Raw genomic sequence first — 21871 nt, forward strand, 5'->3', positions numbered from 1 at the left:
AAAGACCTATTATCGATTCACACGAGATACTTCATGACCCTATGGCAAACAACGATTGATGCAATGAACCTACTAGTGAGTTTTGACCACGAATTGTGGAAAATCGTCGCGGTATCTTTCAGCGTATCTTTGTCCGCCATCTCATTAGTGATTGTTCCTGCAATCCTTATGGCTTTCTTATTGGCTTATACCGAGTTCCCTGGAAAGTGGGCATTGTTATCGGTGATCAACACCCTGCAAGCTATCCCAACCGTGGTTATCGGTTTGTTGATGTACATGATGCTCTCTCGTTCTGGCCCACTCGGTGATTGGCAATTACTGTTCACCCAAAAGGCGATGATTCTAGGTCAGATGCTGATCTGTTTCCCAATCCTAGTCGCGATGATGCACGGCGCTCTCCAAGCCAGTGACCGCCGAGCGGTTGAAACGGCGCGCACGCTTGGCGTATCAACGACTCGTGTGGCGTGTACGTTAATTTGGGAAACGCGCTTCCCTCTTTTAGCTGCAACTATCGCTGCCTTCTCTCGTATCGTCACTGAGGTTGGTTGTTCAATGATGGTCGGTGGCAACATTATGGGGATGACAAGAAACATCCCAACAGCTATCGCTATGGAAAGCCACAAAGGCGCATTCGCTCAAGGCGTCGCCCTCGGTATGGTGTTATTAGCATTGGCATTAGCCCTTAACTTTTTCCTTTCCAGTGTGAGAGGAAAAGGCTATTTAAGAACTTAGGAACGCTGTCATGAGTATAAAAATAACAACGCAGCAAATTTCAATGCGCTACAAAGAGCGTGTTTTGTTCCATATTCCCGAATTGTCGATCGGACCCAACGATGCCATTTATCTCAAAGGAGATAATGGTGTGGGTAAAACGACCCTACTCAAAATATTGTCTGGATTGATTCAGCCAAGCTCTGGCCGCATTCAGTCTCCAACACAAAGCTGGCAGCAGATCTTATTCCCTAGGCTCAAGTTCAAAGACATTATCTACCTGCATCAAACCCCCTATCTTTTTGATGGTTCGGTGTACCAAAATGTCGCTTATGGCATTCGCTTTAACAAAGAGAGCCAAAAAGATAAGCGAGCTCAAATAATTAATGCGCTGAGAATGGTAGGTTTAGAAACCTTGGCAGATGAACACATTTCTGTGTTGTCTGGGGGTGAGCGTCAACGCGTTGCAATGGCACGAGCCTGGATTCTTAAGCCGTCAATCTTGCTTATGGATGAACCAAGTGCCTCTTTAGACAAAGAATCTATTGAAAGATTGGTGATAATGGCCGAAGATCTTCTTCAAAGAGGCGCGAGTTTAGTCATCACGAGTCACCAAACTAACGCGTTAACCGACTTATGTAAGAAGCAATGGTGGATCAAAGACAATACTTTGACCGAATCGCCGCTTCTGCAAGTTATTCAGAAAGATAAAGCACAAGAGAATATTTATGCTGCTTCCAACGCAAACTAGTTGGGTTATTTTGGCTGGCGGACAGGCCAGCCGCATGGGCGGAAAAGATAAAGGACTTGTTGAGCTCAACGGTTCTCCGCTTATTCAATACGTTATAAACAAGCTGTCACAACAAGATGTCAGCATCACCATTAATGCCAACCGTAACTTAGACAGTTACCAAGCATTTGCTCCGGTTGTCTCCGATTCTTTCCCTGACTATCCAGGTCCATTGGGCGGTATTCATGCTGGCCTTAAAAACGCGAGCACAGACTGGGTCGGCTTTGTCCCTTGCGACAGCCCACAAATCAGTGACGACCTTGTTGAGCGTTTTTGTTCTGCAGTTAAAGAAGACAGTGACATTCTTGTCGCGCATGATGGCGAATTTAAGCAACCTGTATTCACCCTATTCCACAAACGTGTTCTGCCAAAGCTAGAAGCGTTTTTGGAACGTGGTGATCGTAAAATCATCTTGCTATACAAAGAATGTGTTACCGAATACGTTGATTTCAGCGATTCTCCTAACTGCTTTGTTAATCTGAACACGCCAGAAGAACTCACCCAATTCGGAACGCTTCAATAATGAAAGATTCTAAACAACGCCCTAACCTTCCTCTATTGGGCTTTGCAGCTTATAGCGGTACAGGCAAAACAACGGTACTTGAAGCTCTGCTTCCGTTATTGACTGAATCGGGTTTAAAAGTTGGTGTGTTAAAACATGCTCACCACGATTTTGATGTCGATAAGCCGGGTAAAGACAGTTACCGCTTACGTAAAGCTGGCGCGAATCAAATGCTGATCGGTTCTCGTAATCGTCACGTGATGATGACAGAAACGCCAGAAGCCGAAGCTGATTTTGATTACCTTCTGACACGTTTCGATACCAACACGCTTGATCTGATTTTGGTTGAAGGCTGCAAGAACATTCCTTTCCCTAAAATTGAATTGCACAGAGATGAAGTCGGTAAACCTTGGTTATACCCGAACGATGACAACATTATTGCCATTGCTGCAGACAGCCAAGTGGAATCCGAACTGCCACAAATGGCGATCAGTGACTTAGAAGCTATTCGTGATTTCATTATTGAATATGCTCAGTCGTTTGACGGTTCCTCGAAAATAAGCGAAACCGCTTCTTGTTCGTCTTCAAAAGATAACACGCCCGCAGTGTGTTGTGATTCGTTCTCTCCTGCTGGTTTAACCGTTACTCAAGGCCAACAAAAGATTGTTGATAGCATTGACGCGCTCGATCTCACAGAGAGTGTTGAACTATTGCAGGGCTACGGTCGTGTTTTGGCTGAAGATGTAATCTCGCCAATCAATGTGCCTCAAAACACCAACTCAGCAATGGACGGCTACGCAATTCGTAGTGAAGATTTAGAACTGGATAGTTACCAACTGGTTGCTGAAGTTATGGCTGGTCACAGCTACGAGCAAACTGTTCAACAAGGTGAAGCTGTTAAGATCATGACGGGTGCACCAATGCCTGAAGGCGTTGATGTTGTTGTGATGCGCGAACAAGCCGTTCAAGATGGCGATAAGGTTAGCTTCCCAGGTGCGAAAATCTCAATTGGACAAAATGTCCGTATGGCTGGTGAAGATTTAGAAATCGGCCAACCTGTCTTTACACGTGGAACACGCATCGAAGCGCCAGAAATGGGCATGATGGCGTCGTTAGGTTTTGGCAACTGCCCTGTTCTGCGTAAAGTTAAAGTGGGTGTGTTCTCGACGGGTGATGAAGTTCAAGCACCGGGCAGCGAGCAAAAACCAAACTCTATCTACGACTCGAACCGTTTTACTATCATCGGCATGCTTCAAAAGCTTGGCTGTGACATCGTTGATTACGGTATCATTGAAGATGATGAGCAGAAGATGATGGATGTTCTGCATTCAGCGTCGCTTGAAACCGATATGGTTCTGACTTCTGGTGGCGTATCTGTCGGTGATGCGGATTACATCAAGCTTGCGTTAGATAAGCTGGGTGAAATCAATTTCTGGCGTATCAATATGCGTCCGGGTCGCCCTCTTGCTTACGGCAAAATTGAAGACAAACCTTTCTTCGGTTTACCGGGTAACCCAGTTGCTGTGATGGTGTCGTTCATTAACTTTGTAGAGCCAGCGATCCGCAAGCTACAAGGTCAAACCAACTGGACACCAGTTAAAGCGAACGCGGTAGCGACCGAACAGTTGCGTTCACGCCAAGGTCGTACCGAGTTCAGCCGTGGTGTGTTCTCGATGAATGAATCGGGTGTGCTTGAAGTAAAAACGACGGGTAAGCAAGGTTCAGGTATCCTGCGTTCAATGAGCGAAGCAAACTGTTTAATCGAAATCTCACCAGCGGTTGATACCGTGAAAGTTGGTGAGACAGTGACGATCATTCCGCTACAAGGTCGCGTTTGATTCAAAGCTCAAACACCTAAATTGACTTGGCCGCTTTTTAATTGACTTAGAAGCTCTTTTCCAAAACATAGATGAAGCCCCTTCTATCGAGCTTTCGATGTTATGGGGCTATCTTTTCTGTTCGTTTTATAAAAGACAACCTGTTCGTTCCTTAAAAGACGAAAAGCTTAAATAGCGATAAGCCTGAAGAACGATAATCTTAAGATTTTTTATCATAACCTTGAGCCACGTACTGTTTTTATGTAGAGTGCGCGCAAAGTAATAATTCTATTGGAGAGCATCATGGCTCGTACCATTCTGTACACTTACAAAGACGAAGACAAAGAGTTACTGTTTTCGAAACAAGAACACCGCACGATCCAAGAAGCTGTAGCTGCAGCCGAAGGTATCGACATCACTGAGTACCTAAAAACTGAGCAACAGCTTGAGTTTATTTCTGATACTAAAGCGGTTCGTAACTACCAAGACAACTATTTCCGCAAGCTTGGCTTTACTAAGCTTACGTTGAAGCAAAAAGACAACCTTGGTGTTGGTAAAAAGAAGAAGTAAGCCCTCTGGCTTCTTTTTCTCGATCTGTAGCTTCTAGCTTTTCGTTTGCACTTGAGAGCTAAGAATTAAGAGCTAAAGAAACGAAAACACCGAACAATAAAAATACCGCAACCTCTTTTGAGATTGCGGTATTTTTGTTTGTGCTTTTAACTATCTAACCTTAATTAGCTTAACGGTAAGTAACGATTACTTAATGTTAAGGAATGCTGCGCCACGAACGCCGCCTGAATCACCGTGCTTCGCTTTGATGATCTTTGGACATTTCGCTACAGACAATAGGTATTTAGGAACACGCTTTGGCATCTCTTCGTAGATAAGTTCGAAGTTTGAAAGTCCACCACCTAGTGCTACAACATGCGGGTCAAGTGCAGTAAATAGGTTTGCGAAACAGATAGCCAATAGTTCCATGAAACGGTCAACGTGCTCAGCTGCTTTTGCTTCGCCTTCGTTGTACGCTTGGATGATTTCAATCGCTTTCTTTTTCTCACCGAAGTAGTGCTCATAAATCAGTTCAAAGCCGCGACCAGATAGGTAGCTGTCTAAACAACCTTTCTTGCCACAACCACAGCCTAGTAACGGTGCGTTGTCGCCAAGGTGGAACCATGCATCAATAGGAAGACGCATATGGCCGAGCTCGCCAGCAACGTGGTTACGTCCTGAGAATACTTTGCCATCAAAAACCAAACCACCACCAAAACCAGTACCTAAAATTAGGCCCGCTACTGATGGTTCATCTTTCAATTCATCATCCCACGCTTCAGACAGCGCAAAACAGTTCGCATCGTTCTCGATTTTAACACTACGACCAATCAGCGCTTCTAAGTCTTTGCGTAATGGCTTACCTGTTGAAGCCGGTACGTTAACAACGAGCATAGTGCCGTCGTCCGCATCTTCCATACCAGGAAGACCAAGGCCAATTTTGCCTTCGCAAGAGAATTCGCTATCGTATTTTTTTACCAAACCGGCAATCGTATCAAGTAGCAGTTGATAATCTTCAGTAGGCGTTGGTACGCGTTCGGTTGCTACTCGCTCAAGTTTTTCATTGAACGCACCAAACTCAATTTTTGTGCCGCCAACATCAAAGCCGTAATACATGAAATCTCTCCAATTTTTCCCTAAATTCGGGCAAATAAAATTTTTAAATTAAACAACTAGGAAGCATTATCCATAACACTCCCCCTACAAACCGTGATAGATAACAAACTTATCTTGTGTTCGAATCTGTTTGAACAACAAGTCAGCACAAAGCGGTTAAAGGTTAGAGTGACGTCTCACTTTTAGTATGCTCTATGAAAGCATTCAGGCTTGGTTTGGTTGGATCCGATTTATAACGTGTCTTACTCAACATGTAGCTTTCACGAAATGCTTCAAACCATAGCTGTAAAGTCTTAGCGCCCTGCTCTTCACCGGCTTGTTTCAAAACTAAGCTCGCTACTTCGGCTGTTGATAGATGTTGTTCGTTGTCTGACTTACGCATCATGTATTGAGAAACCGATTCCGGTTCAATCGACAACACCGGTAAATCTTGCAGATACTCTGAACGGCGGAAGATACGTCGTGCTTCGCGCCAACTGCCATCAATGAAAATCAGCAACAGTATTTTGTTTGGGTCGCGCATTTGTGGCAGATCTTGAACAACACGCTTTTTGTCGTCGGTATAGTCTTCAGGGAATACGATCACAGGTTGGTATTTTTCATCTTTGAGGACATCCAACATCTCTTGATTTGGCTCAGTACGATGCCAAAGGTAGGCGTAACTGTCTTTAACCGTATCAACAATCAAACGACCAGTGTTACTTGGCTTTAAGATTTCGTTGTCTGACAAGATCAACATAGTCGCGACGTCCGTATCAACGTTAGGTTGATGTTCACAGATACAGCTGTCTTGTTTGATTTTACAGAATTCACATCGCACGACTTTACACCCGCGCGCATTAAACGGTTTGGTAGCAATGGACAAACGATGTTGATATAAACGGTGAAAAGCGTGGATTCTCATGGACAATAACGATAACTCTAGAAAAGTGGCACGATTGTACTTACAGTGTCCTTAGAATGATAGAAGGAATTCCCATGCAAGACCCATCACTGCTTCGCCTTGTTTGTTTTATTGTCGTTTTTGGATTGTGTGCGTTTTGGGAATACCGTTTTCCGCGTAAAACGCTGACTCAAAGCAAATGGTTTCGTTGGGGAAACAACTTTGCGTTGGTTGCTTTGAACAGCTTTCTATTAGCCACTCTAATTCCTATCGCAGCATTCCAAGCGGCGGTCATTGCACAAGAAAACCAATGGGGTCTGTTCAATACCCTGTCACTTCCGAAAGAACTCACCATTCTGGTCTGCGTATTACTGTTAGATTGCGCCATTTACCTGCAGCACTTGGTGTTTCACCGTGTTCCTTGGTTGTGGAAGCTACATCGAGTTCACCATGCGGACCTAGATATCGATGTCACAACCGGAACGCGCTTTCACCCTATTGAGATGATTCTTTCAATGCTCATCAAAGTGAGTTTGGTAATCGCACTTGGTGTCCCTGTCATTGCGGTCGTGATATTTGAAATTGTTCTTAATGCGAGTGCGATGTTTAACCACAGTAATGGACGTCTTCCGCTGTGGATGGATAAGCGATTGAGAAAAGTGATCGTGACCCCAGACATGCACCGCGTTCATCACTCGGTTATCGTGAAAGAAACCCACTCAAACTTCGGTTTCTTTTTATCTGTGTGGGACATCTGGTTTAAGACTTACCGCGCTCAACCAAAGCTTGGTCACGATAACGTTCAGATTGGCGTTCCAGAGATTCAAGATGGTAAAGAACAACGGTTAGATCTGATGCTACGTCAGCCATTTACTCAATTCCCGACGACGAAAAACTAGGTTTGAATTCGTTTGAGGCTCAAGCTTATCTTGAGACCAAACTTATCTTAATAACGAAGTTAGCTTAAATACAAACTTAGCTGAATGCCAAAACAAAACGCCCTTAGATTCTTGTGAGAATTTAAGGGCGCTTCTGTATCGATAGTCGTTATAAGCGTAGTTAGTGATTAAGTGCGGCTAGTGCTTAAGCTCTTGCGCACACTAACTTAACTCTCACGTACGTTTATTTCAGCACGCTTGTTTATTTCAGTACATATTTATGAAGCATAGCTTGTTGGTGCCCTGCTATCTCTCCGACTTGCTCTGAGCTTTCAATCATGGATTCAAGTTGCAGTTTAGTATTCTCCCCCTGCTCAGACACGCGAGTAATTGAATGCGTTACATCGACAGTCGCACGGGCTTGTTGTTCGGTTGCCACCATGATTTGCTCAACACGGCCTTTGATCTGGCTAACCGCGAATTCGATTTTCTCGAAGGCCTGCTTTACATCGCCACTGGTTTCCAGTGCATTCGCCATTTCGCTTCTAGATTCCGTTACAGAAGCACGTGAGCGATCAGCTGCCGCTACTAGCTCGTTCATCATATTACGAATATTAGTGGTTTGCTGGGAGGTACCACTCGCCAGTTTTCGTACTTCATCGGCAACCACGGCAAACCCGCGACCTTGGTCCCCTGCTCGCGCTGCTTCTATTGCGGCATTCAATGCGAGTAAGTTGGTGTTTTCAGCAATACCACTGATCACGTCAACCATTTCACGAATCTGTTTAACGCGAATATCCAAGTCCGTCATCGATTCTTGATTCAGGCTAAGAGATTGCTCGAGTGCTTGTAATCGCTTCTGATTAAGGCCGATCACTTGGCTACCATTGACTGATTCGTTTTCTGCTATCTGCGCGTCGTCATTCGATGCGTTAGAGATACGAGCAATCTCACCAATGGATGCTTCAAGTTCAGTAATCGTAGTAATCATATTCTGTAGTGATTCGTTCTGCTCGTTCAAGCTTGAATTGGTTTGCTCTGCGGCGTCATGGCTTACTTCAGCCGTTTGATAAAGCGTTTCACAGTTACGCGTTACTAAACGAACCGAATCCGCGGTGGAATCAACGACCGTATTGAGTTTTGAAGTAATAACTTGCAACTCTAGCGGCCCCATCAGTTCACTCTGTTTAGAGAAATCGTGATCTGCAAGTGAACTTAATTGTTGAGTAATGTTTTTAAGCCCTTTATTCATCCAACGGCGTAACACGAACCATGAGATCACAATAATAAAGGCAATCACTAGCCCGTTGATAAACAACACACGATCGATGTTGGTGATGGTTTGATTTACAACCAATTCACTTTCATCAATCAGTTGCGAGGCGGTAGAAGACAACTGATTCAGTGTGCTGATGACGGTATTCGCTAGGGTGATGACTTGCGTTAAGTTTTGCTCTTGCTGCTGAACCAGTTCGAGTTTCAAGAGAATTTGTTTGATTATCCCTTGCTCGGTGAAGCCTTCTTTCACCATTTCGTAAGGCGCCGTCAAGCTCGCGAACTCAGCGATGTCTGGGTGCCAATCGGCAAAATCGCTGTAAGCCAAGTTAAGGCCTGCGATTCGGTTTCTCAATTGACGGTATTCGTCTTGTGCTTTGTCAATGTCAGATTGCATCATCAACATCAAGAAGGTGTTCGCCATAGCAGACGCACTGGATGTAAATCGGTTCGCTGCATCGCTCGCTTCTGGGTTGTCTTCAACCAAGAATGAGCTGATTCGGTTCATTTCAGGTCCGATCGATCCAACACCATAACGAAACTCGCCCATTTTACTGTCGATCAGATTTTGCTTACTTTGAATCTCAATCTGCGCCAGCAGTACCGTATTAGTCATGGTTTGCAGTTGGGCCATATCATCAATAAGGTTTTGTTGTTGCTCTAAAGAGATCGCATCAGGAAAAGATTGGGAGATAAAAAGGAGTTCCTCAAGCGTGGTATTACTCTCTGTTGCGAGTTGATCAATTGAAACCCTTGTCGAATTCAGCGCATCTAAGTCGGTTGACTGGGTGCTATAGGTGAGAAGTTTCACTTGCTCTAATACGCTTTGCGTTAATTCGGCGTTGTGTAAAGCAAGGGGTAAAGCTTGTTCTGAAAGTGCGTCAAAATGTCCCCCGACCCGTTCAACTCCCCGAATGCTAACCATTGATAAAAAACTAACGAGTAAAAGAATGGAAATAAATACAGCAGTGACGGTTTGAATGAGCGAGAATGTATAACGTGAGGGTTTTATTGATAAATTTGTGTCGGGCATGTGAAATCCAGTTTGACTACGAAAAGAGATATCCTTAAGTTAGTTCGTATACTAGAAGTCCTTGATGACGTTTTTATTTCAGTTTTTTGTCAGAAGAGTTACATATGAAATTCAGAAAAATGGCTGTAGTTACAATAACTTTAGCAACATTGGCTGCTTGTAGCTCGTCACCATCGCCTTCTCAGCTTAGTCAAACCGCACAGAAACCCTTATCAAAGTCAGAACAATTGACTACAAACGCTTATATGAGCGTGTATGAACAGTGGAAAGGTGTGCCATACCATTTCGGTGGGACATCATTTCGAGGCGTAGATTGCTCCGCTTTTGTTCAAATTGCCGTGCAAAATGCGACACAACAAGCCCTACCGAGAACCACAAAAGATCAGAGTAAAAAGGGAAAAGAAATAGCGTATGGACAAGCAACAAGCGGAGATTTGGTATTTTTCAAAACGTCGATGACGGTAAGACACGTAGGTGTGTATTTAGGAAATAATCAATTCCTACATGCTTCGACATCGAAAGGTGTCATCATATCGAGGTTGGATAACCCTTATTGGGCTTCTAAGTTTTGGCACTTTAGGCGTTTATAGCGGTTTAAAGTCTTAACCGCTAAACGAAGTCACTTTTAAAGCTACGACGTAAACGCCTATCATCGTGAACATAATCAACGTGAAAAAATGACTAACGAGGAAATGGACAAATAGTTAGTCGTATTTAGCAACAGCAGAATCAAATAGATTCTTCACTAGCGCGATGTATTCATCTAGAAATACAATTTGCTCGTTGGTCGCTTTCTTAGCCCATACACCCGCTAATACTTCGCCTAAATCCGCTACCACAGCATCGGCTTCTTTCAAAAGTTGAAAACGAACACTCGAATGCAACTCTGGATTTTGCTCAAAAATAGCCATGATGTTTGTTGAAATCATGTCTGTGATGATGTCTTCAACACTCTCATTGCCTGTATCGCCATTACTATTTGTAAAGACATCCAGATTAAACGATAAGTGCTCGATCAGAGCCAAATAGCCATCGGTTTCTACAACCACAATAAATCTCCGTTTTAAGCTCAAGAGCAGATTAATACGTACTTGCTTAATACTATGTAAATGAAGCGATTTGTCATCACTTTATTACCAAAAACCGTATTAAAATGATCCTAGTTAGTGTTTCAGCTTAAATATTAAACCAATAGCTGAATATATACGTGTCGCTAGATGTCTGTTGGTCAAGATACTTGCAGACTCAGCACGTCATCATTACTCGGCTATTAAAGAGTTAGTAAAGAGCTAGCAAGCTCAGATGGTCACGTGCCCTATCGTTAACTATAGTCGTTTCAACCTACTCTAATAGCACATTTAAGTTGATGCGTAGACAATAACAAGCTCCAACTACTTTTCCAGTTTGTTTCGACCAAAACCGTTTCGATTGTGAGGCCTGTTCCAAACAATTCTATAACTTTGCGTTGCCAATTTCTGTTTGTATTTCAAAGAGCTTGAATCAGTTCGAGTTCACAAATCAGCCAATTGATTCTATATAAGGTAAAGAACAGATAAGAACATTGACGAGTACGTCTATAAATTGCTCAAATTTATCCTAAACTATGGCTAACAAACAGTATTTCTAACCTTCAATTTTTTAACTTTCAGTCTTTGAGGATTTCCTATGTGGCAGGCCATTTCTCAACAACTTTCAGATACTCTTCTATTTAACTTTCAGATTACTGAACGTACTAAGGTTTCTGGTGGTGACATTAACGATTGCTATATGATCAGCGATGGTAATGAACGCTACTTCGTAAAAGTGAACCAGCGAGAATTTTTACCTAAGTTTGAAATCGAAGCTGAGAACTTACGCTTGTTAAGAGAAACCTCCACCGTTTATGTGCCTGAGTTGGTACTGATTGGTAAAACCAAAGAATGCTCATTCATTATTCTCAATTACTTGCCAACTAAGCCGCTTGATACGGGTAACAACAGCTTTGATTTCGGGGTGCAGCTTGCTCAGCTTCATAAATGGGGCGAGCAAAAAGAGTTTGGTTGTGACCAAGATAATTATATTGGTAGTACGCTTCAGCCTAACCCTTGGCATAAGAAATGGGGTCGTTTTTTCTCTGAACAACGCATCGGCTTCCAACTGCAATTGCTAAAAGAGAAAGGCATTGAATTCGGTGATATTGATGACATCGTTGATGTGGTGAATATGCGTCTTGCTGGCCACAACCCTCGCCCTTCGTTGCTTCATGGTGACCTATGGAATGGCAACGTAGCGAATTCAGCCTTTGGGCCAATCTGTTACGACCCCGCTTGTTATTGGGGCGACCATGAATGTGACTTAGCGTTAACGGAATTGTTTGAAGGGTTTCCAAAAGAGTTTTATGAAGGTTACCAGAGCGTCAATCCACTCGACGTTGGCTATACTGATCGGAAAGACATTTACAACTTGTACCATCTTCTTAACCACTGCAATCAATTTGGCGGCGAATATTTAGCACAAACTGAAGCATGCATTCAGAAGATACAAGCCGTTTAATACCTATCACAGCTAGCTATTGCGTTCTATAAAGCTACTGCGATTTGGACAAGTTACAGTGAGGAGAATTAGCCATGCATAAATACACAGAGAAACATGTCTCGTGCCCCCACTGTGGGCATGCAATCAGCATAACGCTCGATGCTTCTAATGGGAGCCAGGATTTTTATGACGATTGTCCAGCGTGTTGCAATGCCATTCACCTCGATATGCAGGTAGATGAAGTCAGAGACAGAATTAATCTCTCAATTGATGCAGATGACGAACAAGTCTTCTAACACCTACTCTCTTGTCGAGTTAGCACTACACCTCGATTTAGCGCTACACCTCGATTTTGAGGCTAGCCTAGAAAAACACAAATACACAAAAATAGAAAAGAGCACCTAATGTGCTCTTTTTTAATATCTTCGACTTTTACTTAGTGTCGCTTTTGGGGCAAATGCTATTGATAAACCGTCACTACAACTTCTGGTTTGCTAATACGCGCTCAACAGTATCAACAATCGCCTGTGTTTGAGGGTCGAACTCAATATTTACTTGATCGCCTACTTCACGGCCGCCAAACAGAGTACGATTCAGCGTTTCTGGGATCAGGTGAACAGAGAAACGGTTCTCTTCCACTTCACCGATTGTCAATGAACAACCATCAACGCCAATGTAGCCCTTGCTCAGCACATACTTCATTGATTCTTGCGGCAGCTCAAACCAAAGCGTACGGTTATTTTCTGTCTTAATCACATCAACGAGGTTACCCATCAGAGTAATGTGGCCAGACATGCTATGTCCGCCAATTTCGTCACCAAACTTTGCTGCACGCTCAACATTCACTTTGTCACCAACATCCAGTTGGCCCAAGTTCGTCAATCGCAATGTGGCTTGCATTAAATCAAAAGCAATCTGATTGCCCGAAATTTCCGTTACCGTTAAGCAACAACCGTTATGAGCTACTGAGGCACCAATTGCTAATCCCTCAACCATTTCATCTGTTAACTCAATGGTATGAGTCTGAAACAGCTCTTTTTTGTTTATTGCAACCAGTGTTGCCATGCCTTGAACGATACCTGTAAACATAAGATTCCTATTTAGCATTCTAGGGCGTGTTGACCTTTCGCGGTTAAATTTTGTTCGAGATAAAAGCGTTTTAATCGCGGCGAGGGGGAAGTAGCCTAGCATCCTAAGCAAATCTCCCTCAACAAAGAGTAAAACGCTTTTAGCCGAACCCTTCGGGCAGCGTTTGCTGGTCATTTTTACTACGTTATCGGCTTCTCATGTAGGCTAGCTACACATCAAAGCCTCTGCCTTATATAAATACCCAGCAACTCGCTGCAAAAATCAGCTCGAAAGAACAACACGCCCTAATAACAGTTTTTCATAGCAGTTATTGTGACATTTCTTTATGATTCGTCCAGTGGAAGCTTAAGATCATTACCTCTGATTCCTTCAGAATGTCCTTTCCTACACTATTATTCTAATTTTCCCTCTTATTTGGAGTTGTTTGTGCATCGTTACAAAGAAGAATCCTCGAATCTAATCAAACTTGCGACACCAGTTTTGATTGCATCTGTTGCACAAACCGGAATGGGTTTTGTTGATACCGTGATGGCCGGTGGCGTAAGTGCTATCGATATGGCAGCGGTTTCGATTGCAGCAAGTATCTGGCTACCATCAATATTATTTGGTGTAGGTCTTTTGATGGCGTTGGTTCCTGTTGTTGCACAACTGAACGGTTCAGGCCGCCAAGTCAAAATTCCATTTGAGATTCAGCAAGGTGCATTTTTAGCGCTCGTCATCTCGTTACCTATCATTGGCGTGCTGTTCCAAACGCAGCTGATATTGGAATGGATGGACATTGAGCAACTCATGGCAGACAAGACCATCGGTTATATGAACGCGGTGATGTTTGCTGTGCCTGCGTTTTTGCTGTTCCAAACATTGAGAAGTTTTACTGATGGCATGTCTTTAACTAAGCCTGCCATGGTGATCGGTTTTATCGGTTTGCTATTAAACATCCCGCTAAACTGGATGTTCGTATACGGGAAACTTGGTGCTCCTGCTCTGGGTGGTGTTGGCTGTGGCGTTGCAACGGCTATCGTCTATTGGGTGATGTTTGCACTGCTGTTCGCTTACGTTTTAACATCAAAGCGTTTGGCTAAAATCAACATCTTCGGGACGTTCCACAAGCCTCAACTTAAAGCTCAAATTCGTTTGTTTAGACTTGGTTTTCCAGTTGCTGCCGCTATCTTCTTCGAGGTCACGCTGTTCGCTGTGGTTTCCCTATTAGTTGCCCCATTAGGTTCATTGGTTGTTGCCGCGCACCAAGTCGCGATTAATTTCTCTTCTCTCGTGTTTATGATTCCAATGAGTATCGGTGCCGCCGTGAGTATTCGTGTTGGCCATAAGCTTGGTGAAAACAACACGGAAGGTGCGAAAATCGCAACACACGTGGGTATCATCGTCGGTTTGGTAACCGCCTTTATGACTGCGGCATTAACAGTATTGTTTAGAGAGCAGGTTTCGTTACTTTACACAGAGAACACGGCGGTAGTTACCGTTGCAATGCAATTATTGTTGTTCGCTGCGGTTTATCAATGTACCGATGCAATCCAAGTTATCGCTGCAGGTGCTTTGCGTGGATACAAAGACATGCGTTCGATCTTCAACATTACCTTCGTAGCGTATTGGTTACTTGGTCTTCCTATCGGCTACATCTTAGGAATGAAAGATTGGATTGTTGAACCTATGGGCGCACATGGCTTCTGGATTGGTTTCATTGTCGGCCTAACATCAGCTGCCATTATGCTCGGTATGCGTTTGCATTGGATGCATAAACAAGACGATGATGTTCAGTTAGAGTTTAGCTCTCGTTAGATTCGTACTCGCTAAACCGGTATCGCCGTTATTACATACAAAAAGAGCTCTGATTTTCAGGGCTCTTTTCGCTTACGGCTGTAAATGATTTAGGGGCGATTAGTTTATACTCAAGAGATTAGTATTCACTCTTCTCTCTAACAAAGCGCGCAAACTTGGGCTTACCGTTTTGAGTAAAGCCATTGTATCGAAAAGTAATACGGCTGCCTATTTCGGGCGGTGCGAGCCTCATCTGGTCACTGAACCCACTTCCAATATAAAATTCCACACCCTCTTCTGTGTGAACCAAAATCGAACCCATCATCCCTTTATACTTCCCTGTTCCACCTTTGTAACCAATAACCGTGGCTTCCGCATCGTGATGCCTTTTAAGCTTTAAAAGGTCATTACTTCGACCGGCTTGATAGCGACTGGTGATCTTACGAAGCATCAAACCTTCACCATTACTCTCATCGACATTATCGAGTTGATGGAACAGAGCTTCTTCATTGTGAACCGGTACATGTTCGATGTAGCTGACATGAGGTTCTCCAATCATGCTTACCCAATGCAAGATGTTGTAATAGCGCTTTTGATAATCACCAGCAGCCCCTGGCATATCAAACAACATGAAATCTATTTGGCGCCACGCTACGTCACTAGGCGTATGATCGAGGACGGTAGATTGGACTAAGTGGAACTTACCTCTTCCTGCCCACAACTCCCCTTCGAGATGCACCTTAGGCAAGTTTTTTGTAAACCACTTCGGTGAGTAAATGCGATTTCCGTTTCGAGTATAAAGGTGTTGTCCGTCCCAAAGAGCCCGAATCCCATCAAGCTTTTCACTCTTCCAGTATTCAGAAACATCAATGCCTTGTTGGTATGTATTGGCCAGTACCAGATGGTCGGGAGGTAAATAGGATGAATGAGAAGAAAGCGAACACGCCCATAGAGTTGCTATCGCCAATTTAGTTAATCTCATCATCTGCTCCGTATTGATATCTGTAGTGGTCAACAAACGCCTTTAATCCTAAGCGTTCTGACACGTAGGTAGACAACCTTTGCTAGAAGATGCGATCCACACGCCAACCTTATTTAACTTTAAATTTCATTCATATAATTAATGACTTATGGGTCTCAAATGTTCACCCATTTTTAGTTCTCATATTGAGAAACCGACTTTCTCAATATGAGATAGAGATTAGCGGCCAAGTTAAGTCGTTGAAAAATATAAATATAAAAGTTGGCACATTCAGTGCAATTGTCCATACATACTCAAAAGGAGATATCGCTATGGAACTACGTAAGATTGATTTGAATACAACCACACTGACTCTTTCTATCTTCGGTGATTTAGATGCAGCAGGTAGCCGTGATGCTCAGAGCGATATTGACGATGTAATCTCAAATGATGGCCATCCTGAAATCGAAGTTGATTTTAGCCAAGTTGAGTTTTTAGATTCATCTGGTGTTGGCGCAATTGTTTACATGTTCAAACGCCTAACTGAGCGCGAGCGCAACATGCGACTTGAAAATGTGACTGGCCAGCCTCTTGAAATTATGAACTTGCTACGTATTGGCCACGCTATCCCAGTAAATTCAAAAAATCCTACAAATTCATGAAGATCCACTAAGCTAGAAGTAACAAAACATAATAATAAAAAGTAAAAACATAGGACGTTGGCATGAAAATACTGAAAAACTACATAGCCCTTTCTCTGTCTGCTTTGGTTCTAGGTGGCTGTACTAGCTACCCTGAACAAGGCACCGGCGGTTTGGCTGAAAGTTATGACTCTATTAATTACCAAAATTCCGACTTTTCTCCTGTCATGCCAGACGAACCTCTTGGTCCTGAACACGGATTACGTTTTGATTGGCAACTGGCTAAATTACATCTTGATGCTTTGATTCAAGAAGGCGCCCGTTGGTGCTTCCCCGCTGCTGTTGTGCAAGCGATAGAGAAGCAAAATCGAATCGCTCGTGAACTGCAAGGTGGCCTGCTTCTAGATGCGGCCAACGACCTAGTCATTCAAAGAAAACGCTTAAACGAACTTGAAGTCCAACTGGACTATGTGACCTCACAAGCCCGCTGTGAACCACCAAAAAATGAAAACCAATTTAGAATGCAATTGTCGGTTATCGAACAGTTGTACGACCTGCTTAACGTTGACAACCAATTCGCGGAAAACTCTACCGAAGTCAATCCCAAGTACATGGGACGACTTGCCGAGGCGACCACACTACTGAAAGAACATAAATCTCTAGACCTTGTTGTTACGGGTCATGCCGATGCTACGGGTACCGAAAAATTTAACGATGACTTGGCACTTGGACGTGCTAAACAAGTCGAACGCTACCTGACTATTTTTGGCTTAGGTGCTCAGCGAATTAAAGCCGTGTCTGTGGGTGAAACGGTTCCTCTTTTTGAAGGCGAATCAGACGGTACGCGTTTAACTAACCGCCGAGTGAGTATCGAAATTATCTCCCCTAAAAATGCCGAGAAAATGGGAGGTGGATTATGAAATTATTGATCGCTTTTATCATCACCCTATCGTTAAGCTTTACGAGTGTCGTGAATGCGAGCGAAGAGTTTTCAGACGCGGTTCAAGTCGGTGACCTTATCCAAGTTAACGTACCCGGTGAAAGTACGTTGAACACAGGGTTCCAAGTGGATAAACGTGGCCGCATTACCCTTCCTGAAGTTGGCGCCGTATTTGTTGCCGGTTATGACAGTGAGCAGCTTAACAAAGTCGTTCTAGAATCACTGGCTACCGCTTATAAAGATCTTTCGAACGCTTCGGTGTACGTCAAAGAACAACAAATCATTATTTACGTTCAGGGTTATGTCGAACAGCCTGGCGAATACACACTGGCATTGGGTTCTAGCATCCAAATGGCGCTTTACGCAGCCGGTGGATTACGTTCAGGAGCACAACTGGACAAATTGATTCTTAAGCGAGGCGCGGACAAGAAAGAGTTTAACTACAAACGTTTCCTTGATTCAGGTGACGAATCAACGCTACCTACTCTGCAATCACTCGATTCGCTTTTTGTTCCAGCATCGCCATTAGTAGGCAATATTGAACAAGAGTTCGATGCAGCAAAGCTTGCTAACTCTGGTGACAGTGCCGACTCTCGCAATTCAATTAAAGTATTTGGCGAGGTAAATGCACCGGGTTCGTTTACTTATAAAGAGAGCACCGATCTTGTCGACGTACTAATGCGCTCGGGCGGTGTGACTCGTTATGCCAGTGTTGAGCAAATCAGAGTAATTTCAAACAACACGCCTACGCTGTTCAACCTTAAACGTTATTTAGATTCTGGTGACGAAAGCCTACTTCCAATCTTACGCCCGGGTGCAACCATTTTTGTGCCGAAGCAAGAAGAAGAGATCAAATCCGGCGCCAACATGGTTTACGTCATGGGTGAAGTTGCCGCTCCCGGCGCTTTTGAAGGAAAAAGAGACGCCACCTTCATGGATATCCTTGCGAATGCTGGTGGGCCGACTCGATTTGCAGAATCGCGCCAAATACGTGTGATCAAAGCGGATGGCAGAGTACTTAAATTCGATTTAGCAGCTTACACAGAAGGTCTACCTAACTCTAACCCACCGAGTATTAAAGCCGGTGACGCTATTTTCGTTCCAGAGAAAACCGACATGAACGAGAAGTCTTGGTTGAAGATTGCACCAGACAGAGCGGTTAACGTTATCGGTGAGGTCAACCGACCTGGTCGTATTGAATGGTCAGATGAAATGAACTTCATGGGATTATTGGCTCACGTCGGCGGTCCTACGTTGAGAGCGGACACCTCAAAAATTGAAGTTGTGACAGGTAGAAAGATGGTTGTGTTTAATCTTGATGATTTCATCAGAAATGGCGCGCCACGAGATCTGATGCCGCAAATTCGCGCGGGCTCTATCGTCCGTGTCCACGACTTACCACAAGATCCTTCAGACAATAAATCTCAATGGGTACGTCAAAGCTCTGATGCTTCGATCTACATCTTTGGACAAGTGAATGCACCCGGTCGTTACCGCTTCACCAAAGACATGCACTTTCTAGACATTTTGTCTGCGGCTGACGGTCCTACTAAGGATGCTGATATACACAACGTTCGTGTCACGCATCGTGATAAAACCTACTCTAAAGTAAGCAAACTCAATTTATCACTGTACTTCGAAACCGGTGACGAATCCTTGCTGCCAAACGTAACCACTGGTGACACCATTTACATTCCAGAGAAAGGTAAAAACTGGTTAGACACACCGAAAGAAGAAACCGTTCGTGTGCTTGGTGCGATTAACAACCCAGGTCGTTATGTGTTCAACGACAACATGACCATTCTAGATATATTGGCAGAAGCGGCAGGCCCTACCGACAATGCTTACGTAGAGAAAATTACCATTGTGAATATGTCTTGTTGCCAAGGTCAAGCTCGTACCTTCGACCTTGTTGAGTTCAGCAAAACAGCCAATATTTACAATCTACCTGTGCTACGCGCTGGTGACACTATCTACATCCCAGATCGCCGTGAGAGCTTTATGGAAAAAGCTCGTGTAGGTCTAGAAGACATATTACGTCTAACAACAATGATCGTCTTAATAGGAGCTTTATAATGACAATTTCAGCGACCCATGCCGAAGTCGAGCAACTGTATTTAGCTTCTGAACTTAACGGACAGAAATCGATTTGTGTGACGGCTTGCCACTCAGGTGACGGGGTAACTTCTGTTGCAACTGCATTAGCAGAACGTTTTCTCCTTGCTGGTCATTCTACGCTTTATGTTGACCTCAACTTATACAACCCCGCTTTCAAAGATTTGAACATGTTAGAAGACAGTCAACAGGGGCAGTTAATAGAACATGTTGAGTCTCACCGGATGTTCATTGGTGTCCCGGCACCTCAAGTGGCATCAACACAGCTTGCTTATAAAGACCCGACAACGTTACAAAAAGTGGTCAACAAATGGCTAGAGAAATACGACAGAGTCATCATCGACACCTCACCGCTTCTCAACATTAACAAAGGGAATATCCCTGCACAGTCTGTTGCGAGTGCCTGTGACAGCACATTGATGGTTGTCGCCTATGGTGAAACGTCAACTCACCACCTAGAACAAGCGAAAAAGCTGCTTGATGCACAGAGTATCAATCTAATGGGCAGTGTGATGAACATGAAACAAACACCTAGCTTTGCACAAGAGTTGGTAAGACAAATCAATCGAATGAAATTCCTTCCAACTAAACTTCGCGATAGCTTGGCAAACAAGCTGTATCAAAATGAGTTTTTAAACCTGCCGATGTAACTTTTTCGCGCCGTTCTATGGCTGTCATTGATACCATGACAGCCACCTATCCTATTAAACTTCAAGCCCCCGACAGCTCTAAATGCCCCAAAACCAAATTGGGTGTTTTTGGCGAAATTATTATTGAAAATAAGATTTTAAAAACCATTCAACGCATTTCACACACGTCAACCATGGTCTTACCACCTTTAAATCCCTTCAAAAATCAACAGCCCCATGCCTAACTTTAGCGGTAATGTGACACAGACGGTTAAAGTGCCATGTAAATCGCATCAAAGATGGAATTCGTACGATTATTCCCTAAGATTATAAATAGAGGTGGTTTTTGACGAATTTGTAATAGTTTGACAAAGTTATCCGATGGCTGTTGAAACACAGTGGATGAATTGGCAAATCACACTTCACTGACTTTGCACGTTTATCTATTCAAACTTCACCCATCCCTCCTTCTGCTCAAATGGTTCAAATACACGGAAAGGATCACCATCGAGCAATTTAGATAACCAATTTACCTTGGTTACCTTAGTTGTATTATTAAAGAGAAAGGAAACTCAATATGAAATACAAGTTAAGCTCCGTATTTTTGTTAGTAGCAGCAGCCAGCGGTAATGCTAACGCTGGAGAATGTGGCAGCGTAACAATCGCAGATATGAACTGGAACTCTGCAACACTGATCGCCAATATCGACCAATTCATCCTAGAACATGGTTATGGGTGTGATGCCGAACTTATCCCTGGCGACACCATGCCAACAGGCACATCCATGATTGAAAAAGGCCAGCCTGATGTTGCACCTGAACTTTGGAGCAACAGCTTAAAAGACGCATTGGACAAGGGTGTCCAAGAAAAACGTCTTCGCTACGCAGGTAAAGCACTTGTGAATGGCGGTGAAGAAGGCTTTTGGGTTCCAGCTTACTTAGTTAAACAATACCCGGAGATGGCAACCATCGAAGGTGTACGTAAAAACGCTAGCTTATTTAAGCACCCTGAAGACCCAGATACATCAGCATTCTACAGTTGCCCAGCAGGCTGGAACTGTCAGATCAGCGCCGGAAACTTGTTTAACGCTCTTGAGCTGGAAGACAGTGGTTTCACGATTGTTGATCCAGGCTCGAGTGCCGGCTTATCTGGCTCTATCGCAAAAGCTTATGAGCGCGAAGAAGCTTGGTTTGGTTACTACTGGGCGCCAACTGCCGTTCTAGGCAAATACGACATGGTTAAAGTTGACTTTGGTAGTGGTGTTAATGAACAAGAGTTCTTAACTTGTACCACCAAAGAAGACTGTGATTCACCTAAAGCGACCATGTACCCGCCTTCACCCGTTCACACGATCACCACTGAGAGTTTTGCGTCACGTGCACCTGAAGCTTATGACTACTTCACTAAACGTGGCTTCACAAACGATAAGATGAACTCCCTGCTTGCTTGGATGGAAGACAATCAAGCGGATGGTGAAGAAGCGAGCTTGCATTTCTTGAGTGAATTCCCAGAAGTATGGCACCCATGGGTTTCTCAAGAAGTCGCTAAGAAAGTTGAAGCTGAGCTTTAATCGCAGCATTTCGATAGCCGTTATATTTCAATGATAGCTATATTTCGAAACGCACTGTGCACTAAGGCTAAGCACTAAGCTT

Annotated in this window: 22 protein-coding genes; 16 read left to right on the forward strand and 6 right to left on the reverse strand. The window is 43.7% G+C overall.

The window, feature by feature from the left end:
• Positions 1-33 precede the first annotated feature (33 nt).
• The 5 genes from AACU28_RS16260 (at position 34) to AACU28_RS16280 (ending at position 4390) form a co-directional block, all read left to right on the forward strand.
• Entirely contained in the window at positions 34-732 is a 699-nt protein-coding gene (locus AACU28_RS16260) for an ABC transporter permease (protein ID WP_004733772.1), read from the forward strand.
• 10 nt (positions 733-742) lie between these two features.
• Complete coding sequence (locus AACU28_RS16265; protein WP_004733775.1) at positions 743-1462, forward strand: energy-coupling factor ABC transporter ATP-binding protein; 720 nt, start codon at positions 743-745, stop codon at positions 1460-1462.
• Complete coding sequence (mobA, locus tag AACU28_RS16270) at positions 1440-2024, forward strand: molybdenum cofactor guanylyltransferase MobA (RefSeq protein WP_004733776.1); 585 nt, start codon at positions 1440-1442, stop codon at positions 2022-2024. The genes AACU28_RS16265 and mobA overlap by 23 nt, the downstream gene beginning before the upstream one ends.
• Complete coding sequence (locus AACU28_RS16275) at positions 2024-3841, forward strand: bifunctional molybdopterin-guanine dinucleotide biosynthesis adaptor protein MobB/molybdopterin molybdotransferase MoeA (protein ID WP_121603235.1); 1818 nt, start codon at positions 2024-2026, stop codon at positions 3839-3841. The genes mobA and AACU28_RS16275 overlap by 1 nt, the downstream gene beginning before the upstream one ends.
• Before the next feature lie 282 nt (positions 3842-4123).
• A complete protein-coding gene (locus AACU28_RS16280) occupies positions 4124-4390 on the forward strand; it encodes a DUF2960 family protein (protein WP_004733780.1) in 267 nt (88 codons plus the stop codon).
• A gap of 186 nt (positions 4391-4576) precedes the next feature.
• Here AACU28_RS16280 and nagK read toward each other — a convergent pair whose 3' ends face one another.
• Positions 4577-5485: an N-acetylglucosamine kinase gene (nagK, locus tag AACU28_RS16285; RefSeq protein ID WP_004733781.1), complete on the reverse strand. Its 909-nt coding sequence runs from the start codon at positions 5483-5485 to the stop codon at positions 4577-4579.
• Between the two features lie 163 nt (positions 5486-5648).
• On the reverse strand, positions 5649-6395 hold the full coding sequence (locus tag AACU28_RS16290) for a tRNA-uridine aminocarboxypropyltransferase (protein ID WP_121603236.1): 747 nt from the start codon (positions 6393-6395) through the stop codon (positions 5649-5651).
• 68 nt (positions 6396-6463) lie between these two features.
• Here AACU28_RS16290 and AACU28_RS16295 point away from each other — a divergent pair, with 68 nt between their 5' ends.
• Positions 6464-7267: a sterol desaturase family protein gene (locus AACU28_RS16295; RefSeq protein ID WP_121603237.1), complete on the forward strand. Its 804-nt coding sequence runs from the start codon at positions 6464-6466 to the stop codon at positions 7265-7267.
• A gap of 241 nt (positions 7268-7508) precedes the next feature.
• On the opposite strand, the gene AACU28_RS16300 is transcribed toward AACU28_RS16295, so the two are convergent.
• Positions 7509-9554, reverse strand: coding sequence for a methyl-accepting chemotaxis protein (locus AACU28_RS16300; RefSeq protein WP_121603238.1), 2046 nt, complete (start codon positions 9552-9554; stop codon positions 7509-7511).
• A 104-nt stretch (positions 9555-9658) separates the two neighbouring features.
• On the opposite strand from AACU28_RS16300, the gene AACU28_RS16305 reads away from it, so the two are divergent.
• A complete protein-coding gene (locus tag AACU28_RS16305) occupies positions 9659-10144 on the forward strand; it encodes a C40 family peptidase (RefSeq protein ID WP_017083653.1) in 486 nt (161 codons plus the stop codon).
• A gap of 114 nt (positions 10145-10258) precedes the next feature.
• On the opposite strand, the gene AACU28_RS16310 is transcribed toward AACU28_RS16305, so the two are convergent.
• Positions 10259-10603, reverse strand: coding sequence for a DUF3802 family protein (locus AACU28_RS16310; protein WP_004733787.1), 345 nt, complete (start codon positions 10601-10603; stop codon positions 10259-10261).
• 616 nt (positions 10604-11219) lie between these two features.
• On the opposite strand from AACU28_RS16310, the gene AACU28_RS16315 reads away from it, so the two are divergent.
• Both AACU28_RS16315 and AACU28_RS16320 read left to right on the forward strand, forming a co-directional pair.
• Positions 11220-12086: a fructosamine kinase family protein gene (locus AACU28_RS16315; RefSeq protein WP_004733788.1), complete on the forward strand. Its 867-nt coding sequence runs from the start codon at positions 11220-11222 to the stop codon at positions 12084-12086.
• Positions 12087-12160: 74 nt separating this feature from the next.
• Positions 12161-12364 carry a CPXCG motif-containing cysteine-rich protein gene (locus AACU28_RS16320; protein WP_004733789.1) on the forward strand — a complete coding sequence of 68 codons (204 nt, stop codon included), beginning with the start codon at positions 12161-12163 and terminating at the stop codon, positions 12362-12364.
• A 181-nt stretch (positions 12365-12545) separates the two neighbouring features.
• Here the strand turns inward: AACU28_RS16320 and AACU28_RS16325 are convergent, their stop codons facing one another.
• Entirely contained in the window at positions 12546-13157 is a 612-nt protein-coding gene (locus AACU28_RS16325; protein WP_102497949.1) for a riboflavin synthase subunit alpha, read from the reverse strand.
• Between the two features lie 426 nt (positions 13158-13583).
• Between AACU28_RS16325 and AACU28_RS16330 the strand changes: the two genes are divergently transcribed.
• Entirely contained in the window at positions 13584-14954 is a 1371-nt protein-coding gene (locus AACU28_RS16330) for an MATE family efflux transporter (RefSeq protein WP_004733791.1), read from the forward strand.
• A gap of 118 nt (positions 14955-15072) precedes the next feature.
• Here the strand turns inward: AACU28_RS16330 and AACU28_RS16335 are convergent, their stop codons facing one another.
• Entirely contained in the window at positions 15073-15915 is an 843-nt protein-coding gene (locus AACU28_RS16335) for a DNA ligase (RefSeq protein ID WP_102502760.1), read from the reverse strand.
• Positions 15916-16226: 311 nt separating this feature from the next.
• Between AACU28_RS16335 and AACU28_RS16340 the strand changes: the two genes are divergently transcribed.
• The 6 genes from AACU28_RS16340 (at position 16227) to AACU28_RS16365 (ending at position 21789) form a co-directional block, all read left to right on the forward strand.
• Complete coding sequence (locus tag AACU28_RS16340) at positions 16227-16556, forward strand: STAS domain-containing protein (RefSeq protein ID WP_017094038.1); 330 nt, start codon at positions 16227-16229, stop codon at positions 16554-16556.
• Between the two features lie 62 nt (positions 16557-16618).
• Positions 16619-17455, forward strand: coding sequence for an OmpA family protein (locus tag AACU28_RS16345; RefSeq protein ID WP_017077265.1), 837 nt, complete (start codon positions 16619-16621; stop codon positions 17453-17455).
• Positions 17452-19551: an SLBB domain-containing protein gene (locus AACU28_RS16350; protein ID WP_121603239.1), complete on the forward strand. Its 2100-nt coding sequence runs from the start codon at positions 17452-17454 to the stop codon at positions 19549-19551. Before AACU28_RS16345 ends, AACU28_RS16350 begins: the two co-directional genes overlap by 4 nt.
• Positions 19551-20240: a tyrosine-protein kinase family protein gene (locus AACU28_RS16355; protein ID WP_004733796.1), complete on the forward strand. Its 690-nt coding sequence runs from the start codon at positions 19551-19553 to the stop codon at positions 20238-20240. The genes AACU28_RS16350 and AACU28_RS16355 overlap by 1 nt, the downstream gene beginning before the upstream one ends.
• Before the next feature lie 17 nt (positions 20241-20257).
• Complete coding sequence (locus AACU28_RS16360) at positions 20258-20464, forward strand: hypothetical protein (protein WP_133151093.1); 207 nt, start codon at positions 20258-20260, stop codon at positions 20462-20464.
• Between the two features lie 332 nt (positions 20465-20796).
• Entirely contained in the window at positions 20797-21789 is a 993-nt protein-coding gene (locus AACU28_RS16365) for an ABC transporter substrate-binding protein (RefSeq protein WP_004733797.1), read from the forward strand.
• The last annotated feature ends 82 nt before the right edge of the window (positions 21790-21871 follow it).

Origin of the sequence: Vibrio sp. SBT000027 (genome assembly GCF_963894355.1) — a bacterium.
Classification (GTDB): domain Bacteria; phylum Pseudomonadota; class Gammaproteobacteria; order Enterobacterales; family Vibrionaceae; genus Vibrio; species Vibrio splendidus.

Coding starts and splice junctions, on each gene's coding strand:
- AACU28_RS16320 (WP_004733789.1), top strand. CDS start 12,161: ATGCATAAATACACAGAGAAACATGTCTCGTGCCCCCACTGTGGGCAT.
- AACU28_RS16280 (WP_004733780.1), top strand. CDS start 4,124: ATGGCTCGTACCATTCTGTACACTTACAAAGACGAAGACAAAGAGTTA.
- nagK (WP_004733781.1), bottom strand. CDS start 5,485: ATGTATTACGGCTTTGATGTTGGCGGCACAAAAATTGAGTTTGGTGCG.
- AACU28_RS16275 (WP_121603235.1), top strand. CDS start 2,024: ATGAAAGATTCTAAACAACGCCCTAACCTTCCTCTATTGGGCTTTGCA.
- AACU28_RS16340 (WP_017094038.1), top strand. CDS start 16,227: ATGGAACTACGTAAGATTGATTTGAATACAACCACACTGACTCTTTCT.
- AACU28_RS16355 (WP_004733796.1), top strand. CDS start 19,551: ATGACAATTTCAGCGACCCATGCCGAAGTCGAGCAACTGTATTTAGCT.
- AACU28_RS16345 (WP_017077265.1), top strand. CDS start 16,619: ATGAAAATACTGAAAAACTACATAGCCCTTTCTCTGTCTGCTTTGGTT.
- AACU28_RS16325 (WP_102497949.1), bottom strand. CDS start 13,157: ATGTTTACAGGTATCGTTCAAGGCATGGCAACACTGGTTGCAATAAAC.
- AACU28_RS16360 (WP_133151093.1), top strand. CDS start 20,258: ATGGCTGTCATTGATACCATGACAGCCACCTATCCTATTAAACTTCAA.
- AACU28_RS16305 (WP_017083653.1), top strand. CDS start 9,659: ATGAAATTCAGAAAAATGGCTGTAGTTACAATAACTTTAGCAACATTG.
- AACU28_RS16315 (WP_004733788.1), top strand. CDS start 11,220: ATGTGGCAGGCCATTTCTCAACAACTTTCAGATACTCTTCTATTTAAC.
- AACU28_RS16295 (WP_121603237.1), top strand. CDS start 6,464: ATGCAAGACCCATCACTGCTTCGCCTTGTTTGTTTTATTGTCGTTTTT.
- AACU28_RS16300 (WP_121603238.1), bottom strand. CDS start 9,554: ATGCCCGACACAAATTTATCAATAAAACCCTCACGTTATACATTCTCG.
- AACU28_RS16365 (WP_004733797.1), top strand. CDS start 20,797: ATGAAATACAAGTTAAGCTCCGTATTTTTGTTAGTAGCAGCAGCCAGC.
- AACU28_RS16260 (WP_004733772.1), top strand. CDS start 34: ATGACCCTATGGCAAACAACGATTGATGCAATGAACCTACTAGTGAGT.
- AACU28_RS16265 (WP_004733775.1), top strand. CDS start 743: ATGAGTATAAAAATAACAACGCAGCAAATTTCAATGCGCTACAAAGAG.
- mobA (WP_004733776.1), top strand. CDS start 1,440: ATGCTGCTTCCAACGCAAACTAGTTGGGTTATTTTGGCTGGCGGACAG.
- AACU28_RS16350 (WP_121603239.1), top strand. CDS start 17,452: ATGAAATTATTGATCGCTTTTATCATCACCCTATCGTTAAGCTTTACG.
- AACU28_RS16335 (WP_102502760.1), bottom strand. CDS start 15,915: ATGAGATTAACTAAATTGGCGATAGCAACTCTATGGGCGTGTTCGCTT.